Origin of the sequence: Rhizobium aureum (assembly GCF_030182495.1) — a bacterium.
Classification (GTDB): Bacteria; Pseudomonadota; Alphaproteobacteria; order Rhizobiales; family Rhizobiaceae; genus Rhizobium; species Rhizobium tropici_C.
In genome coordinates, this window is sequence record NZ_JAQJCI010000008.1 from 1 (window position 1) to 17,026 (window position 17,026).

At 61.2% G+C, this 17,026-nt stretch carries 15 protein-coding genes; 9 read left to right on the plus strand and 6 right to left on the minus strand.

Annotation, left to right across the window (positions count from 1 at the left end; genetic code table 11):
- The 8 genes from PH552_RS19175 to PH552_RS19210 all read left to right on the plus strand — a co-directional run.
- Positions 1-698, plus strand: a 698-nt coding sequence (locus PH552_RS19175) for a substrate-binding domain-containing protein (RefSeq protein WP_285166243.1), incomplete at its 5' end; no start/stop codon positions are given.
- 85 nt (positions 699-783) lie between these two features.
- Entirely contained in the window at positions 784-1,605 is an 822-nt protein-coding gene (locus PH552_RS19180; RefSeq protein ID WP_112344941.1) for an ATP-binding cassette domain-containing protein, read from the plus strand.
- Positions 1,602-2,852, plus strand: coding sequence for a sugar ABC transporter permease (locus PH552_RS19185; RefSeq protein WP_285166244.1), 1,251 nt, complete (start codon positions 1,602-1,604; stop codon positions 2,850-2,852). The genes PH552_RS19180 and PH552_RS19185 overlap by 4 nt, the downstream gene beginning before the upstream one ends.
- A 25-nt stretch (positions 2,853-2,877) precedes the next feature.
- A complete protein-coding gene (locus PH552_RS19190) occupies positions 2,878-3,606 on the plus strand; it encodes an SDR family oxidoreductase (RefSeq protein WP_112345213.1) in 729 nt (242 codons plus the stop codon).
- Positions 3,606-5,237 (plus strand): FGGY-family carbohydrate kinase, encoded by a 1,632-nt coding sequence (locus PH552_RS19195; RefSeq protein WP_112344943.1) that lies wholly within the window; start codon positions 3,606-3,608, stop codon positions 5,235-5,237. The genes PH552_RS19190 and PH552_RS19195 overlap by 1 nt, the downstream gene beginning before the upstream one ends.
- A gap of 175 nt (positions 5,238-5,412) precedes the next feature.
- On the plus strand, positions 5,413-5,811 hold the full coding sequence (locus tag PH552_RS19200) for a (R)-mandelonitrile lyase (protein ID WP_112344944.1): 399 nt from the start codon (positions 5,413-5,415) through the stop codon (positions 5,809-5,811).
- A 196-nt stretch (positions 5,812-6,007) separates the two neighbouring features.
- Complete coding sequence (locus PH552_RS19205) at positions 6,008-6,130, plus strand: hypothetical protein (RefSeq protein WP_281024054.1); 123 nt, start codon at positions 6,008-6,010, stop codon at positions 6,128-6,130.
- Between the two features lie 115 nt (positions 6,131-6,245).
- Positions 6,246-7,166, plus strand: coding sequence for an alpha/beta hydrolase (locus tag PH552_RS19210; RefSeq protein ID WP_112344945.1), 921 nt, complete (start codon positions 6,246-6,248; stop codon positions 7,164-7,166).
- A 1-nt stretch (position 7,167) separates the two neighbouring features.
- Here the strand turns inward: PH552_RS19210 and PH552_RS19215 are convergent, their stop codons facing one another.
- Complete coding sequence (locus PH552_RS19215) at positions 7,168-9,171, minus strand: CocE/NonD family hydrolase (RefSeq protein WP_112344946.1); 2,004 nt, start codon at positions 9,169-9,171, stop codon at positions 7,168-7,170.
- A 21-nt stretch (positions 9,172-9,192) separates the two neighbouring features.
- Positions 9,193-10,773: an ABC transporter substrate-binding protein gene (locus tag PH552_RS19220; RefSeq protein WP_112344947.1), complete on the minus strand. Its 1,581-nt coding sequence runs from the start codon at positions 10,771-10,773 to the stop codon at positions 9,193-9,195.
- Between the two features lie 122 nt (positions 10,774-10,895).
- Between PH552_RS19220 and PH552_RS19225 the strand changes: the two genes are divergently transcribed.
- Positions 10,896-11,681 (plus strand): helix-turn-helix domain-containing protein, encoded by a 786-nt coding sequence (locus tag PH552_RS19225; protein WP_112344948.1) that lies wholly within the window; start codon positions 10,896-10,898, stop codon positions 11,679-11,681.
- A 13-nt stretch (positions 11,682-11,694) separates the two neighbouring features.
- On the opposite strand, the gene PH552_RS19230 is transcribed toward PH552_RS19225, so the two are convergent.
- From PH552_RS19230 to PH552_RS19245, 4 genes are all read right to left on the minus strand, one after another.
- Positions 11,695-13,326 (minus strand): ABC transporter ATP-binding protein, encoded by a 1,632-nt coding sequence (locus tag PH552_RS19230; protein ID WP_112344949.1) that lies wholly within the window; start codon positions 13,324-13,326, stop codon positions 11,695-11,697.
- Positions 13,319-14,146, minus strand: coding sequence for an ABC transporter permease (locus tag PH552_RS19235; RefSeq protein ID WP_112344950.1), 828 nt, complete (start codon positions 14,144-14,146; stop codon positions 13,319-13,321). Before PH552_RS19235 ends, PH552_RS19230 begins: the two co-directional genes overlap by 8 nt.
- Positions 14,143-15,150 carry an ABC transporter permease gene (locus tag PH552_RS19240; protein WP_112344951.1) on the minus strand — a complete coding sequence of 336 codons (1,008 nt, stop codon included), beginning with the start codon at positions 15,148-15,150 and terminating at the stop codon, positions 14,143-14,145. Before PH552_RS19240 ends, PH552_RS19235 begins: the two co-directional genes overlap by 4 nt.
- A 198-nt stretch (positions 15,151-15,348) precedes the next feature.
- Positions 15,349-16,938, minus strand: coding sequence for an ABC transporter substrate-binding protein (locus PH552_RS19245; RefSeq protein WP_112344952.1), 1,590 nt, complete (start codon positions 16,936-16,938; stop codon positions 15,349-15,351).
- Positions 16,939-17,026: the final 88 nt, after the last annotated feature.

Below are 17,026 nucleotides of genomic sequence, written 5' to 3' on the forward strand. Positions count from 1 at the left end.
CGGCCGCCGACTACTACGTGTCCTTCAACAATGAAGAGATCGGCAAGATGATCGCCAAGTCACTGGTCGATCATTTGAAGGCGAAGGGCGTGAAGGCTGGCGATGGCGGCCTTCTCGAAATCAATGGCTCGCCGACCGATGCTGCTGCCGGCCTGATCAAGAAGGGCATCCATGCCGGTCTGGCCGACGGCGGCTATCCGGTGCTGGCCGAATTCGACACGCCGGAATGGGCACCGCCAAAGGCGCAGCAATGGGCAAGCGGCCAAATCACCCGCTTCGGCAAGAAGATCCTCGGTGTCGTCGCCGCCAATGACGGCACGGGTGGTGCGGCCGTCGCTGCCTTCAAGGCCGCCGGCTACGATCCGGTGCCGCCGGTCACGGGCAATGATGCGACCATTGCCGGCCTGCAGCTCATCATTTCGGGCGATCAGTATAATACGATCTCCAAGCCGAGCGAGATCGTGGCGGCTGCTGCCGCCAATGTCGCGATCGAGCTGCTCTCCGGCGAGACGCCGAAGGCCGACACGAAGCTCTTCGACACGCCGACCAAGCTCTTCACGCCGGCCCTGGTCACGTCCGAAAACCTGAAGGCCGAGATCATCGACAAGACGGTCAACGGCAAGCCGATCCAGACGCCGGAACAGCTCTGCAACGACCGTTATGCCGATGGCTGCAAGAAACTCGGTATCGGCAGCTAAGGCTGCTCCTCCCAGTCTCCGGCCGCTTCGGCGGCCGGAGGCAAAACGCATCCGATAGCATTTCAACCCGAGAAGGTGGCGAGTCATGAGTAACGCTTCCGATCATAGAGCCCCGTCCGGCGAGCTTGTGCTCAGCCTCAAAGGGATCTCCAAACACTTCGGCGCCGTCTCGGCACTGACGGATATCAACCTCGATGTGCATGCCGGTGAAGTGGTGGCGCTTGTCGGCGACAATGGCGCCGGCAAATCGACGCTCGTCAAGGTTCTGGCCGGTGTCCATCAACCGAGTGCGGGCACCATCACATTCCGTGGCAAGCAGGTAACGCTCAGCGATCCCGCAACGGCTCTTGATCTCGGCATCGCCACGGTTTTCCAGGATCTGGCGCTCTGCGAGAACCTCGATGTCGTCGCCAACATTTTCCTCGGCCGGGAACTGAGTCCGCTGAAGCTCGACGAAACCGCGATGGAGGTTCGCGCCTGGACTTTGCTCAATGAGCTTGCCGCGCGTATCCCGAGCGTACGCATCCCCATCGCATCCCTTTCGGGCGGCCAGCGGCAGACGGTGGCGATCGCCCGTTCGCTGCTGCTCGAGCCGAAACTCATCATGCTCGACGAGCCTACCGCAGCGCTCGGCGTCGCACAAACCGCCGAAGTGCTGAACCTTATCGAACGCGTCCGCGACAAGGGGCTCGGTGTCATCATGATCAGCCACAATATGGAGGATGTGCGCGCCGTTGCCGACCGCATCGTCGTACTGCGCCTCGGCCGCAACAACGGCATCTTCTATCCAGATGCCTCGAACCAGGAACTCGTCAGCGCCATCACCGGAGCCACGGAAAACGCCGTGTCGCGACGGGCAGGGAGGCGTCAGGCCCAGCAGGAATTGAGGGAAGGGGGCCAGCCATGAGCCAGGACAGCAAGCAATCGACCATGCTGCTTGACCGCAGCGACGTCCGGGTCAATCATGACACCGGGCTTGGCGCGACCATCCGCTCCTCCATCGACAAGGTTCGTTCCGGCGATCTCGGCTCGCTGCCCGTCGTCGTCGGTCTCGTCATCATCTGGACGGTGTTCGGCACGCTGAACCCGACCTTCCTTTCAAGCAACAACCTCGCCAATCTGCTGTTCGATGCTTCGACCGTCGGCATCATCTCGCTCGGCATAGTCTGCGTGCTGATGGTCGGTGAGATCGATCTTTCCGTCGGCTCGATCAGTGGCTTCGCTTCGGCCATGGTCGGCATGCTCTGGGTGAATGAGGGCTGGCCGGTGGCCTTGGCGATCCTGGCGGCGCTGGTCGTCGGTGGCGTGATTGGCGTGATCTATGCCGTGCTGTTCAACCGCCTGGGTATGCCGAGCTTCGTTGCCACATTGGCAGGCCTTCTCGCCGTACTCGGCATGCAGCTCTATCTGCTTGGCGCCACCGGCTCGATCAATCTGCCCTATGGCTCGGCGATCGTGAATTTCGGCCAACTCCTTGTCATTCCTCGACCGCTTGCCTATCTCTTCGCGCTCATTCCGGGTGCGGTCCTGCTGGTGACCGGCTTGGGTACTGTGCGGCGACGCAAGCAGGCGCACCTCTCCGCGCCCTCCGTCGGCGGCCTGCTGGCGAAGGCGGCTGTGATCACCGTGGCCTTGGAGTTCGTCGCCTTCTATCTCAATCAGGATCGCGGCATTCCCTGGATGTTTGCCCTGTTCGTGGTGCTTGTTATCGTCATGGACTACGCACTGACGCGCACGCAATGGGGCCGGTCGATGTCCGCCGTCGGCGGCAATCGCGAGGCAGCGCGCCGCGCCGGTATCAACGTACGCAGGATCTATACCAGCGCCTTCGTTCTCTGCGCCATGTTCGCAGCCCTTGGTGGTGTGCTGGCGGCGGCACGTCTCGCCTCTGCCAGCCAGCAGGCGGGTACAGGCGACGTCAATCTGAATGCGATTGCGGCGGCCGTCATCGGCGGCACCAGCCTCTTCGGCGGCCGCGGCAGCGCCTATTCGGCACTGCTCGGCATCATCGTCATCCAGTCGATCGCGAGCGGCCTCACCATGCTCGATCTGTCGTCGGCGCTTCGCTACATGATCACTGGGGCAGTTCTTGCCATTGCCGTCATCGTCGACTCGCTCGCCCGTCGTTCCCGCGCCTCGCATGGGCGCGGCTGATTTCTTCAAGAAGGTAAGGATTGCTATGAGACAGGATTTTGCCGGCAAGGTCGCCGCCATCACCGGGGCTGCGTCTGGAATTGGCCTGGAATGCGCCAAATCGCTATTGAACGAGGGCGCCAGTGTCGCCCTCGTCGACCGGGCTGAAGACAGCCTGAAAAGCCTTTGCGCAGAACTAGGGCCGAACGCCTTTCCCGTCGTCGTCGATCTTCTGAACCCAGAGAGCGTAGCGACGATGATGCCGCAGATTCTTGGCAAGTTCGGCAAGCTCGATATCTTCCATGCCAATGCCGGCGCCTATATCGGCGGGGAGGTTGCGGAAGGCGATCCCGATTCCTGGGACCGTATGCTGGATCTGAATATCAACGCGGCCTTCCGCTCGGTTCGCATGGTGCTGCCGCACATGATCGAGCGCAAAACAGGCGATATCATCATGACCAGCTCGATCGCCGGTCTGGTGCCGGTGGTCTGGGAGCCGATCTATACGGCGTCCAAGCATGCCGTGCAGGCCTTTACGCACACGGTTCGGCGCCAGGTCGCCAAGCATGGCATCCGCGTTGGCGCCGTGGCGCCGGGGCCGGTGGTAACGGCACTGATCAGCGACTGGCCACAGGCAAAGCTTGACGAAGCGATTGCCGCGGGCGGCCTGATGGAGGCGACCGAAGTGGCGGAAGCGGTGCTCTTCATGCTATCCAGACCGCGTAACATCGTAATCCGGGATCTGGTGATCCTGCCTTTGAGTACGGATCTCTGATGACGGCACCTTATTTCATCGGCATCGATGTCGGCACCGGCAGCGCCCGGGCCGGGGTTTTCGATGCGCATGGCCATCTGCTCGCCGCCGCCAAGCGGCCGATCACCATCTGGCACGAGGCCGGCAGTATCGTCGAGCAGTCGAGCGAGCAGATATGGAAGGCGGTTTGCGACAGCGTCAAAGAGGCTGTCGCAGCGGCAAAGATAGCGGCCGGTGACGTTTCGGGCATCGGTTTCGATGCAACCTGTTCACTGGTCGCGGTCAAGGCGGATGGCCGGCCCGTGGCTGTGGGACCATCGGGCGATGCCGATCGCAATATCATCGTCTGGATGGATCATCGCGCGGCCGGCGAGGCGGCGGAGATCAATGCCGGCAACCATGCCGTGCTGCGCTATGTCGGCGGCCGTATCTCACCCGAGATGGAGACGCCGAAGCTCTTGTGGCTGAAGCGAAACCTGCCGCAATCCTTCGCGGCAACGGATCATTTCTTCGATCTCGCCGACTATCTGACCTGGCGCGCAACCGGCTCGCTGCAGAGATCGGTCTGCACGGTCACCTGCAAATGGACCTATCTCGCCCACGAAAAGCGCTGGGACGCGCAATATTTCAAGGATATCGGCCTTGGTGAGCTGGCCGACGAAGGCTTTGTGCGGATCGGTACAGAAATCGTCGAGCCGGGTACCGCACTCGGTGGCGGCTTGAACGAAGCTGCCGCCGGCGATCTTGGCCTCGTCGTTGGTACGCCGGTCGGTGCGTCGTTGATCGATGCCCATGCCGGCGGCGTCGGCACGCTTGGCGGCCAGGGACCGGACGGCAAAGCCGATGTCAGGAACAGGCTCGCCTATATCTTCGGCACCTCCGCCTGTTCGATGGCGTCGAGCGATGACGCTGTGTTCGTCGATGGCGTTTGGGGACCCTATTATTCGGCCATGGTGCCTGGCCTCTGGCTGACGGAAGGCGGCCAGTCTGCGGCAGGGGCTGCGATCGATCATCTCGTTACCATGCATCCGGCATCCGGCGAGGCGCATCAGAAGGCCGAGACGGAAGGCTTGTCGCTCGTCGCCTGGCTGGACCGGCAGGCCATGAAGGCGAGCGGAAACACATCCGACGCCGTAAAGCTCGCGCAATCCATACAGGTCGTTCCCGAGTTCCTCGGTAACCGGTCGCCCTATGCCGATCCTGATGCGCGCGCCGTCATTTCCGGCCTTGGGCTCGAAACCGGCATCGACGATCTGATCGCTCTTTATGTCGCCGGCCTCTGCGGTATCGGCTATGGCCTCAAGCAGTTGCTCGAAAAGCTGGCACAGGACGGGATCACCTGCGATCTCATCATCGCCAGCGGCGGGGCTGCCCAGAGCGCATTGGTACGTCAGCTTTTGGCGGATACGACCGGCAGGTCGGTCGCTGTCGCCGATACGGAGGAGCCCGTTCTTCTCGGTGCGGCCATGCTCGGCGCTACGGCTGGCGGACATCGCGGCTCGCTCGTGGAAGCCATGGCTGCCATGTCACGGCTGGCGAAGAGGTTCGAGCCGGCGGATGGCGCCGTCAAGGCGCTGCATCAGCGGCGTTACGAAGCCTTCGAGCTGCTGCAGTCGGCAGATCGCAGCATCCGCGCCTTGATGTCGCGATGAACATGGCTGCACGGTCAACCCCAGGGCACTTGCTACGTCCTCCCACTCGAAAGGGATTTATCGTCCCTATTCATAAGTCTATGCGTGAACGGCCCTCTACCGCTCCGTGAATCGTGAGCTAAGTTAATTCCCACACGGTCGCGCCAACGCAGCCGATTTCAGGAAGGACGTCATCATGGACATCAAGAAGAACGGCACGCAACCCTCCGGCAAAGGCCCCTCCGACTGGTTCACCGGTACGGTCAGGATTGACCCGCTGTTTGCTGCCAATGACGCCCGCCGGGCCGCCGCCGGCAGCGTCACCTTTGAACCTGGCGCGAGGACGGCATGGCATACCCACCCGCGCGGCCAGACCTTGATCGTCACCGCCGGCCTTGGCCTCGCTCAGCGCGAAGGCGGCCCGGTCGAGGAGATCCGGCCCGGGGATGTCGTCTGGTTCGAACCGAACGAGAAGCACTGGCACGGCGCTTCGCCGACAACAGCCATGACCCATATCGCCATCCACGAACATCTCGACGGCAAGGTGGTGGATTGGCTGGAGCATGTGACGGACGAGCAATATCACGCAAGGTGAAGGTCCAACCCCGCGATCGGGCCAGCACCGAGCGGATCGCTCGCGAACACTCAATTCCTGCCATGACTTGGCCATAAGTCAGCCGCACGAGGTCCATATAGACGGAACCCTGCCGCTTCCACGGCGCTGGCCTAACGATCCAATGCCCGCGATGCAACTGAGCTCGCGATGGCAGCAACACCGATGAGGAAATATCATGCTTCGGCTTGTGATTGGCGCGGCTCTCGCGCTTGCAGTACTCACCTGGTCCAACGCGCAATGCATGCAGATGCCTACGGGTTTTTCCCTGCTGTCGAGCAGCGTATTTGCGGCCGATTGAACGCGGCGCAACCAGGCAGATGTCGCCATCGCGGCGGTGCTGGCCGTAGGCAGGTAAGCATTCGCTTGCATCGTTGCGCTATCCTTGATCGATAGGCACGAATCGAGGATATCCGATGGCTACTGCCGAGCGTCCCATGCCGAACGAGGCAGGCATCCTGCAGTTCATGGAGATCTGCGACTCCTTTTATCCGCCGGATGCGGTCACGGCCTCCATTACGCAACAGCGCCAATGGTATGACGCCTTATGCGCGCGCTTCGATCGCCCCTTGCCCGACGGCATGCAGACCGCGGATGATCTCGTATCCGGAACGATTCCCGTCAGGCGTTACAAGCCCGCCAATATCCGTACCGCAACGAAGCTGCTGTGTCTCCATGGCGGTGGTTTCGTCGTCGGCTCGCTTGAAAGCCATCATGCCATCTGCGCCGAGATCGCCGATCATGCCGGCGCCGAGCTGGTCTCGGTCGATTATCGGCTGGCGCCGGAATATCGCTGGCCGGCGCAGACGGATGATTGTTTCAGTGTTCTCGAGCAGCTGCTTGCCGAGAAGACGTCGGTCGTGCTGATCGGCGACAGCGCCGGCGGCAATCTCGCGGCGGGATTGGTCGTGCGGGCGCAAGCGGAGGGGCTTTCGGGAATTGTCGGCCAGATCCTGATCTACCCTGCGCTCGGCGGCGATCTCGTCTCCGGCTCCTATGAGGAGATGGCCGACGCGCCGGGGCTGACGACCGCGGATGTCGCCTATTATCGCACCATTCTGCAGGCTCCGTCAGGCAATCCGGTCGCCGAGCCGCTTGCCTCGTCTTCCGTGGCCGGACTTCCACCAACCTTCATCACGGTTGCGCATTACGATCCTCTGCGCGACGATGGCCGCAATTACGCGGCTCGGCTCGCGCAAGCAGGCGTCGAAGTCTGGTTCCGCGAGGAGCCGCAAATGGTGCATGCGTGGCTGCGGGCACGGCATATGAGCGAAGGTGCGCGGGTCGGCTTTGCCGCCATCTGCGCGGCGGCAAGCCGGTTTGCGGGCTCCCGTTGACCTACATCAGGTCGCGCGCGATACGCTTCTCCTCGAAGATCTTCCGGAAAATCTCGGTCTCGCCTTCATAGGCAACGACCGAGGCGCTGATCACCCAGTCCTTTGCCGTGCACGACATGGACGATGTCGCCACCGTGCGAACGAACCAGCCGGGGCGGCTCATGTCGCAGGTCCATGTCGAGATGCCCGTCATCGACAGCGGATCGTCCGGCGCGATCGACCAGACCTCTTCGCGCAACTGCCGTGTGGAAAGTCCCGTGCCGGGATGTTCGAAGAGGCCGGTGTCCTCATGAATTTCATAGCGGGTGACGCCGGCCGAGAGATCGCGCACCACCTGTCGCTTCGTCGAGCCCGGTGCATGTTCGATATATTTCGGCAGCGGATCGGGGTTGTCGGGCTGCTTGATGTCGATAATCTCATGTGCACCGAGCTGCGGCAAAGCAAGGCCGATGGAGGCGATATCGATCGTCAGTCCCGGATCTTCAGGTGGCGGCAGCACCATCGGCCAATAGGCTGTCGACAGCGACAGGCGAATGCGGTGCCCCTTGCGGAAACGATAGCCACAGGCATCGAGCGTCAGAGTCACCTGGACCTGCTGACTCTTAATCAGCGGCTCCGGCGCAGCATTGCCGTTGCGATGGGCGAGATTGAGGACGCCGAAGGAAACGCGCGTTGCCGTGCCGTCCGGATGGATATCGACGAGCCTCGCGCACAGATTGGCGGTTTCGGCATCGCACCGCAGCGTCAAGGTGACGACCGGGCGACCGAGATAGTCGTGATCCTCGACCAGTGGCGCTGTCTGGAAGGTCAGCGACCCGGCATCGTCGACACGCTGATCGATCGCCAATTCCGCATCGGGCTTCAGGGTGAACCATTCGCCCGAGGCCGTGCCCGTGTCGAGCGGCGAGCGCAGGTAGACGGGATGTTCCGGCGCATGCGGGATCGGCATGCCTTCCATCAGCGTGCCGAATTGCTCGACATAGAAGCACTGCATCTCGGGCTGCTGCCATTCTTGCTTCGCGATCCAGAAGCCGGGGTCGAAGTCGCGGCGTGTGGCTGGCTTTATCGAATCGAGAATATAGGCACGCACCGATGGCATGGCCTCGGCGCCGTTAGGTTCGCCACGCAGCCAGTGGTTCCACCAGGCGATGGCTTCGCCATGAAAATCGACGCGCGGCTTCGGCCAGGCGAAATGCGGATATTTGTGGATCCACGGGCCGAGCAATGCCTTCGCTTTCTCGCCGAGACCCTCGACGGCCAGCAGCGGCGTGTTGCGATAACCGTCAGCCCAGCCGGCAATAACGATGGCGGGAATATCGAAGCTTGCGAAATCTTCGCAGATCGACCCGTGCCGCCAGAAATCGTCACGACGCTGATGCTGGAGCCATTCCTCCATGAAGAAAGGTTCCTGCTCAAGGCGCTCCAGCCACATATCGCGCCAGTCGTCGCCGACGATGGCTGGATCAGGCGAGCGCGACTGGTAGGCAAGCATGGTCGCCGCCCAGGAGAGCTGGGCGGAGAGATGGCAGCCGTTCTTGTAGTGGATGTCGTCATTATAGCGATCGACCGTGGAGGCGATCGATATTACCGCCTTCAACGCCGGGGGCTTCAAGGCTGCGACCTGCAGGCAGTTGAAGCCGCCCCAGGAAATGCCCATCATGCCGACCGAGCCGTTCGACCAAGGTTGTGCTGCGATCCAGGCGATCAGCTCACAGGCATTGGCGAGCTCCAGCTCGGTGTATTCGCCGTCGATAATGCCGCTGGACTCTCCGGAGCCCCTGATGTCGACACGCACGCCGGCAATCCCGGCTGCGGCGAAGACCGGGTAGGTGGATTCATCACGCGGGCTCGTTCCGTCGCGCTTGCGGTAGGGCAGGAACTCGAAGACCGCCGGCACGGGATCGCTCTCTGCGCCGTCGGGCATCCAGATGCGCGCGGCGAGCCGCGTGCCGTCCTTCAGGGTGATCCACTGATTTTCGATGGTCGTGAAGCTGCGGTCTGACATGGTCATATATCCAGAAGAGGTTTAGGCATTAAACCATACACGGCTGCCGATGTAGCCGTTGGACATATCGTTGCCGATATCGTCGACATATCCCTTCAGCGTTTTCGAAGAGGCCATGATGTAGTCGTTGAAGACGGGCAGGATCAGACCGCCATCGTCTCGCACCATCAGCGCCAGCTGCCGATAAAGCACCTTGCGCTTGGCTTCATCGAGTTCAGACCGCGCCTGCAGGACCAACTTGTCGAAGTCAGGGCGCTTGAAACGCGTGTCGTTCCATTCTGCGGTCGACAGGTAGGACGTAGAGTAGCGCGAATCCTGGGTCGGACGGCCGCCCCAGAAGGAGGCGCAGAAGGGCTGCTTGTTCCAGACATTGGTCCAGTAGCCGTCTTCCGGCTCGCGCTTGACGTCGATCGTAATGCCGGCCTTGCGCGCGCTTTGCTGGAACAGGATCGCCGCATCCACGGCGCCCGGAAAGGCTGCATCGGATGTAAGCAACTGAACGGGGCGATCGAGGCCCGATTTCTTGAAATGGAAGGCAGCCTTATCCGGATCATACGGCCGTTGCTCGATATCGGTCGGGGCGAGAGCGTAGTTGGAATTGACCGGATAGTCGTTGCCGATCGTTCCATAGCCGCCCAGAACCTTGTCGAGGATCGACTGACGGTCGATCGCATATTTCAGCGCAAGCCGAAGATCGGCGTTGTCGAAGGGCGCCGTGTCGCAATGCATCAGGAAGCAGTAGAAGCCCTTGCCGGCATTGCGGAGGATGTCGACGGTCGGTGCCCGCTTCAGCATCGGGACGGTCTTCGGGTCGACATTGTTGACGAAATGGACCTGACCGGAGGCGAGCGCTGCAATGCGGGCGGTGTTGTCGTTGATGACGAGGATTTCGACGCTGTCGACAAAGCCGCGGTCGGAGCGCCAATCCGTAGGGTTCTTCTCGAAGGTGGCGCGAACGCCCGGTTCGAAGCTTTTCAGAATGTAGGGACCTGTACCGATGGCCGCCGCCGGCCTATCGACGCCGCCCTTCGGCTGAATGATCAGGTGGTAATCGGTGAGAAGGAGCGGCAGGTCCGCATTGCCTTCCGAAAGCGCCAGGACAAGATCGCCTGCTTTTTCTTCAATACCGGTGATCGAGGCCATCAGCCCCAGAGCGCCGGACTGCGAATTCTTGTCTGCATGTCGTTTCAGTGTCGCGACGATATCGGCAACGGTCATCTTGCTGCCGTCGTGAAACTGCACGTCGTTCCTGATCTTGAAGGTCCAGACGGATGCATCCGCCGATGGTGTCCAGGAAATCGCCAGCGACGGCAAGGGTGCGCCGGTCTTAGGGTCGGATTCGACAAGTGTGTCGCCCCAGAGGCGGCCAATGACGAATAAGACGGAGGCGCTATAGGTTGCCGGGTCGAGCGCATCGCTGGTGGCGCCGCCCTTGAGGCCGAGTTTCAGATGACCGCCGCGCTTCGCTTCCTCCGCGCGGGCATCGCGCGGCATCAGGAGACCGGAGGTGAGGGCAGGCAAAGCGCCCAGCGCGACGGCACCGCCCAGGAAATGACGGCGGCCGATGCTCAGAGGCGAAGATTGGTCCTTTTCACGTGTCATTGCAGTTCCCTTTTTCAACTTCGTTGGGAGGGAACGTAGAGGTCAGGCTGCTTCACGCAATTTCGCGACTTGACGCATCTTTAAGCGAGTTTACGCTAGTTCATTCCAAGACGGAGTTGCGGATGCCTCACCTGGTCGAGAACCTTAAAATTGCCTGCGCAACGCAGCGTTCCATTTCGCATCTGTGCCGTGCAATCGATATCAACCGGCAACAATTCAACCGATATATCAATGGTCAGACGCGGCCGTCTGCTCATAATCTGGCGCGTATCGCCAAGTATTTCGATCTGGATGCAGCCGACTTTGGTCTCGCTCCCAGGCTCTTTCGCGAGCGGCTTCGCAAACCGGCGCTGGACCTCAATCAAAGTTCCGAATTGTTAAAGGCGTTCCCCGGAGATCTAACCGCGCTCCGGCGCCATATCGGCTATTTCCAGACCTACCATCGCTCACCGTCCTGGCCTGGAATGGTTGTCTGTTCCTGCAGTCGCATTATCGAGCAGGGCGGGCTGGTGCATGTCAAATCGATGGAGCGCCTGCGAGACCCCGGAAACGGCATCCAGCAGTTTTCGAAATATGTGGGTTTGGCCGCCTTCTATCGAAACCGGATCTTCATTACGGAGCGGGTCGTCGGCCCAAATCCCATACTGTCACAGACGATCCTCCTGCCCTTCGACGAGTATCAGCGCGTCTATCTGCGCGGGACGACTATGGGAGTTTCCTGGCGAAAGGAAAACCTCCCTTATGCGTCGCGGATGATCTGGCGCCATGTCGGCGCCGAGCCCGATTTGCGCGAGCTTCTGTCGCGCTGCGGGCCGCTGCCGCTATCGTCACGCCGGCTGCCGCCGACGGTCCGCTCATTCCTCGCTGATCCATCCGCAGAAGTCTATGCGGTGCCGGCAGAGTATTGAAGATTTCGAGCCTTCAATTGCCAGCGCTTGCCATCCTCCGCGTCGTCAGCACGCGCTCCAGCCAGCCGATCTCCATCTCAGGTACGGATTTCAGCAGCAGGTCGGTGTAATCGTCGAAAGGCGGCGACAGCGCCTCCGATTTCGGGCCGAAGCGGACGAGCTTGCCGCGATGCATCACCGCAACGCTGTCGGCGATGGCGCGCACGATGGCGATGTCATGGGTGATGAAGACGTAGGAAAGATGCGCCTCTTCCTGCAGTTTCAAGAGCAGCTTCAGAATGCCTTCGGCAACCAGCGGATCGAGTGCCGAGGTCGGCTCATCACAGAGGATGAGTTCCGGTTTGGCCGCAAGTGCTCTGGCGATGGCGACACGCTGCTTCTGCCCGCCGGAAAGCTCGGCCGGATAACGGTCGATGAAGCCATTGCCCATCTCGATCTGATCCAGCAACTCCTTCACACGCGCCGTCTTTGCAGCGCCACGGAGGCCGTCATAGAAGGTCAGCGGGCGGCCGATGATATCGCGCACGGTCTGGCGCGGGTTCATGGCGGTATCGGCCATCTGATAGATCAACTGGATGCGCCGCAGCTCCTGCCGCGAGCGGTCTTTCAAGGCCGGTGTCAACGGCTTGCCGTCGAAGGAAATCCGCCCGTCGCTTGGCGGCAGCAGGCCGGTGATGACGCGGGCAAGCGTCGATTTGCCGGAACCGGACTCGCCGACGACCGCTAGCGTCTGGCCTTTAGGAACGTGTAGAGAAACATCGTGCAATACTTTGAAACCATTCGAGTATTGCGCACTGATATTCTCGACTTTCAAAAGTGCGCTCGTCTGATCGGCGGCTTCTGCACGCGCCTCCTGGCGGACGTTGACGAGGGCGCGGGTATAATCCTGGCGCGGCTCCTCGATGATCTGCTGGACGCTGCCATATTCCACCGTCTTGCCATGCCTCAATACCATGATGTCGTCGGAAATCTGAGCGACGACAGCGAGGTCATGGGTGATATAGAGCGCGGCCGTATGCGTCTCCTCGATGGCGTGTTTGATGGCCGCGAGAACGTCGATCTGCGTGGTGACGTCGAGCGCGGTCGTCGGTTCGTCGAAGACGATCAGTTCGGGATTGGAGCAGAGTGCCATCGCGGTCATGGCGCGCTGCAGCTGGCCCCCGGAGACCTGATGCGGATAGCGGTCCCCGAAGGTTTCCGGATTGGGCAGGCCAAGCACGCGGAAGAGATAGAGCGCCCGCTTTCTTGCCTCTTCCTTCGTCATCAAGCCATGTTTCACGGTTGCTTCGATCACCTGATCGCCCAGCCGATGCGCCGGATTGAAGGCGGCCGCTGCCGATTGCGCGACATAACAGACCCGGGCGCCACGAATCCTGCGGATGCCGGATTTACCGAGCGGCAGGATGTCGGTGCCGTCAAGCAATACCTGGCCACCGGTGATCTCGGCGCCGCCACGGCCATAGGCGAGGGCGGAAAGGCCGATGGTGGACTTGCCGGCACCGGACTCGCCGATCAGCCCGAGCACCTTGCCTTTCTGCAAGTCGAAGGAGACGCCATCGACGATGGTGACGCGTTTCGGTGGCTCGCCCGGCGGATAGCTGGTGGCCTCGATCTTGAGATCGCGAACGGAAAGAAGCTCAGGCATCGCCACGCCCTCCCTTGAGGCTGGAGGTGCGCCTTAAGAGCCAGTCGACCACCAGATTGACACAGATTGCGAGTGCCGCGATGGCAGAACCCGGCACGAGCGCGGCGGAGATGCCGAAGATGATGCCATCCTTGTTGTCCTTGACCATGCCGCCCCAGTCGGCTGCCGGCGGCTGGATGCCGAGGCCGAGGAAGGAGAGGGTGGAGAGAAACAGGATCGAGAAGGCGAAGCGCAACCCGAATTCGGCCAGCAGCGGCGATAGCGTATTCGGCAGGATCTCGCGGAAGATGATCCAGATCTTGCCCTCACCGCGCAGCTTCGCGGCTTCGACGAATTCCATGACCGCGACATCGAGCGCCACGGCGCGGCCGAGGCGATAGACGCGGGTGGAGTCGAGGATCGCCATGACGAGGATCAGCACGATCAGATTCTGCGGCAGAACCGCCAGCACGACGAGCGCGAAGATCAGTGTCGGGATCGACATCATCAGGTCGTTGAAGCGCGAAAAGACCGTGTCGATCCATCCGCGCGAGACGGCAGCGGTAAAGCTCAGGATGATGCCGAGCGAAAAGGAAATGATCGTTGCCGCCAGCGCGACGAAGAGCGTCGTGCGGGTGCCGTAGATCAGACGCGACAGGATATCGCGGCCGAGATTGTCGAGGCCGAAGAAATATTGCGCATCGGCAGGCTGCCAGACGTTACCGACGACTTCCGTCTCGCCGAAAGGAGCGATCCAGGGCGCGAAGATCGCGCAGATGAAGGCGATCAAGATACCGATGATGCCGACCCAGGCGGTGATGGGAATATCTCTCAATCTCATCGCGGATGCCTCAGACGCGGGTTGGCGATGATGGCGAGAATGTCCGCCGTCATGTTGAGGAAGATGTAGACCGCGGCAAAGATCAGCCCACAGGCCTGGACGACCGGCATGTCGCGCACCGTCACGGCATCGACCATATACTGACCCATGCCGGGATAGACGAAGACAACCTCGACAACGACGACGCCGACAATGAGATAGGCAAGGTTCAGCGCGATCACGTTAATGATCGGCGCCAGCGCATTGGGGGCGGCGTGCTTGACGATGGCGCGGAAGGCGGAGAGCCCTTTGAGTTCGGCAGTTTCCATATAGGCCGAAGACATGACGGACAGAATGGCCGCGCGAGTCATGCGCATCATGTGCGCGAGCACCACCAGAACCAACGTCGCTGTCGGCAGCGCGATCGCCTTCAGCCGGTCGATGACGCCCATGCCGTCGAAGACCGTCGCCGGAAAGGTCGCGATACCGAATTTGACGGAAAAGAACATGATGAGGAGATAGCCGATGAAGAATTCCGGCAGCGAGATCGCCGCTAGCGAGATGACATTGATGATCTTGTCCGGCATGCGGTTACGGAAGTGGACCGCCAGCATGCCCAGACAGACCGCCAGCGGCACCGAGATCAAGGCGGCAAAGCCAGCGAGAAACAGGGAATTGCCGAGCCGCTTGCCGATCTGCTCGCCGACAGAATTCTTGCTCGCCCAGGAGGTGCCGAAATCTCCCTGCACGGCGTTGCCGAGCCATTGCACATAGCGGGTGACCACAGGCCGGTTGAGGCCAAGCTCCTCGCGGATATTGGCGACGGCCTGCGGCGTTGCGGACTGGCCAAGATAGGTGGTGGCGAAATCGCCGGGCAGGGCTTCGAGCCCGCCGAAGATCAGGACGGAAACCGCAAAGAGCAGAACGATACTGAGCACGCAACGCTCGATAATAAGGGACAGCAGCGGGAAGCGCTGCTTGAACCTCAACCCGGGCAGAACGGTTCCGGGAGGTGAATTGGACATGGCCGATGCCTCGCACTGAGAGCGGCTCCATGTTTCATGGGAATCGTTAAGCCGCTCAATCTTGTTGTTTTACGCAATTCCGGACGAAAAACAGCTGTGCATTTTCCGGGAATTGCTTGAAACGTCGGGAGGACCGCGAAAGGTTTTCGCGGTCCTGGCTGTGTCAGAGATGAGGGCGTTTTCGCCCGGCTTCGGGCATCAGGCGTCCAGCCAGACGCGGGTCGCGACATAGCCGTTCGACATGTCGTTGCCGATATCGTGGACGTAACCCTTCACCTGCTTGGTGGAGGCGTTCACGAAATCGTTGAACATCGGCAGGATGACGCCGCCTTCGTCGCGCACCATCATCGCCATGGCGCGGTAGAGCTCCTTGCGCTTGGCTTCGTCCAGTTCGGAGCGGGCCTGAAGCAGGAGCTTGTCGAAGTCGGGGCGCTTGAAGCGCGTGTCGTTCCAGTCCGCCGTCGAGAGATAGGCGGTGGAATACATCTGGTCCTGCGTCGGCCGTCCGCCCCAATAGGAGGTGGAGAAGGGCTGGACGTTCCAGACATTCGTCCAGTAGCCGTCGCCCGGCTCCCGCTTCACCTCGATGTTGATCCCCGCCTTCTTGCAGCTTTCCTGGTAAAGAACGGCCGCATCGACGGCGCCAGGGAAGGCGACTTCGGAGGTGCGCAGCAAGACCGATCCGCTATGGCCCGACTTCTTGTAATGGAAGGCGGCCTTATCCGGATCGTAGGCGCGCTGCTCTATGCCTTCCGGGAAGAGGGCATAGGTGCTGTTGATCGGGAAATCGTTGCCGACCTTGCCGTAGCCGCCGAGGATCTTCTTGACCATGGTCTCGCGGTCCATGGCGTATTTCAGCGCAAGGCGCAGGTCGTTGTTGTCGAAAGGCGCCTTGTCGCAATGCATGATGAAGACGTAATGGCCGCGGCCGGCTGTGGCCAGGATCTCGACGTTCGGCGCGCGCTTCAGAAGATCCACGGTCTTCGGGTCGACGCGATTGATGTAATGGACCTGACCGGACGAAAGCGCCGCAATACGCGCCGTTGCATCGTTCATGCAGATGATTTCGACGCTGTCGACGAAGCCGCGGTCGGTGCGCCAGTCGTCCTTGTTGCGCTCGAACGTGGCACGCACGCCGGGCTCGAAGCTGACCATCTTATACGGGCCGGTACCGATCGAGGCCAAGGGATCGTCATAACCGCCATTCGGCTGGATGACGAGGTGGTAATCGGTCAACAGCAACGGCAAGTCGGCGTTGCCTTCGGTCAAGGTCAGAACGAGGTTGTCGCCATCGGCCTTGATTTCCTTGATCGACTTCACGACGCCGAGCGCGCCCGATTCCGATTTCGCATCGGTATGGCGTTTGAGCGTGGCGACGACGTCGTCGATGGTCAGATCCTTGCCATTGTGGAACTTGACGCCCTTGCGGATCTTGAAGGTCCAGGTAGCGGCATCCTTCGACGGCTCCCAGGATTCTGCGAGCGAGGGAACGGCAGCACCCGTCAGCGGGTGGGATTCCACCAGCATGTCGCCCCAGCAGCGGCCGATGCAGAACATGACCTGCGACAGGAATTTTGCCGGGTCTTTTGAATCGGTTGCAGCACCGCCTTCGAGGCCAAGCTTAAGATGACCGCCGCGCTTCGGCTCAGCTGCCATCGCACCTTCGGTGAAGAGTTTGTCGGCGAGCGTCAAAGTCACGCCGGCGGCCATTGCGCGTCCCATGAATTCACGGCGGCTGAGCCCGCCTGCGGTGACGCGGCTTGCGAGATATTTCGTATAGTCGTTCATTCCCCTGTTCCTTCTTCTTGCCGTGTTGACAAATTCCCGGGCAAGCCACTTCAGGTCTCGGTTCCTCTTCCGCCTGAAGCCTGTTTGT

Bases quoted from the DNA above. Each gene is read 5' to 3' on its own strand.
- PH552_RS19195 (WP_112344943.1), top strand. From the start codon at position 3,606: ATGACGGCACCTTATTTCATCGGCATCGATGTCGGCACCGGCAGCGCC.
- PH552_RS19205 (WP_281024054.1), top strand. From the start codon at position 6,008: ATGCTTCGGCTTGTGATTGGCGCGGCTCTCGCGCTTGCAGTACTCACC.
- PH552_RS19245 (WP_112344952.1), bottom strand. From the start codon at position 16,938: ATGAACGACTATACGAAATATCTCGCAAGCCGCGTCACCGCAGGCGGG.
- PH552_RS19180 (WP_112344941.1), top strand. From the start codon at position 784: ATGAGTAACGCTTCCGATCATAGAGCCCCGTCCGGCGAGCTTGTGCTC.
- PH552_RS19240 (WP_112344951.1), bottom strand. From the start codon at position 15,150: ATGTCCAATTCACCTCCCGGAACCGTTCTGCCCGGGTTGAGGTTCAAG.
- PH552_RS19200 (WP_112344944.1), top strand. From the start codon at position 5,413: ATGGACATCAAGAAGAACGGCACGCAACCCTCCGGCAAAGGCCCCTCC.
- PH552_RS19185 (WP_285166244.1), top strand. From the start codon at position 1,602: ATGAGCCAGGACAGCAAGCAATCGACCATGCTGCTTGACCGCAGCGAC.
- PH552_RS19225 (WP_112344948.1), top strand. From the start codon at position 10,896: ATGCCTCACCTGGTCGAGAACCTTAAAATTGCCTGCGCAACGCAGCGT.
- PH552_RS19190 (WP_112345213.1), top strand. From the start codon at position 2,878: ATGAGACAGGATTTTGCCGGCAAGGTCGCCGCCATCACCGGGGCTGCG.
- PH552_RS19215 (WP_112344946.1), bottom strand. From the start codon at position 9,171: ATGTCAGACCGCAGCTTCACGACCATCGAAAATCAGTGGATCACCCTG.
- PH552_RS19220 (WP_112344947.1), bottom strand. From the start codon at position 10,773: ATGACACGTGAAAAGGACCAATCTTCGCCTCTGAGCATCGGCCGCCGT.
- PH552_RS19230 (WP_112344949.1), bottom strand. From the start codon at position 13,326: ATGCCTGAGCTTCTTTCCGTTCGCGATCTCAAGATCGAGGCCACCAGC.
- PH552_RS19210 (WP_112344945.1), top strand. From the start codon at position 6,246: ATGGCTACTGCCGAGCGTCCCATGCCGAACGAGGCAGGCATCCTGCAG.
- PH552_RS19235 (WP_112344950.1), bottom strand. From the start codon at position 14,146: ATGAGATTGAGAGATATTCCCATCACCGCCTGGGTCGGCATCATCGGT.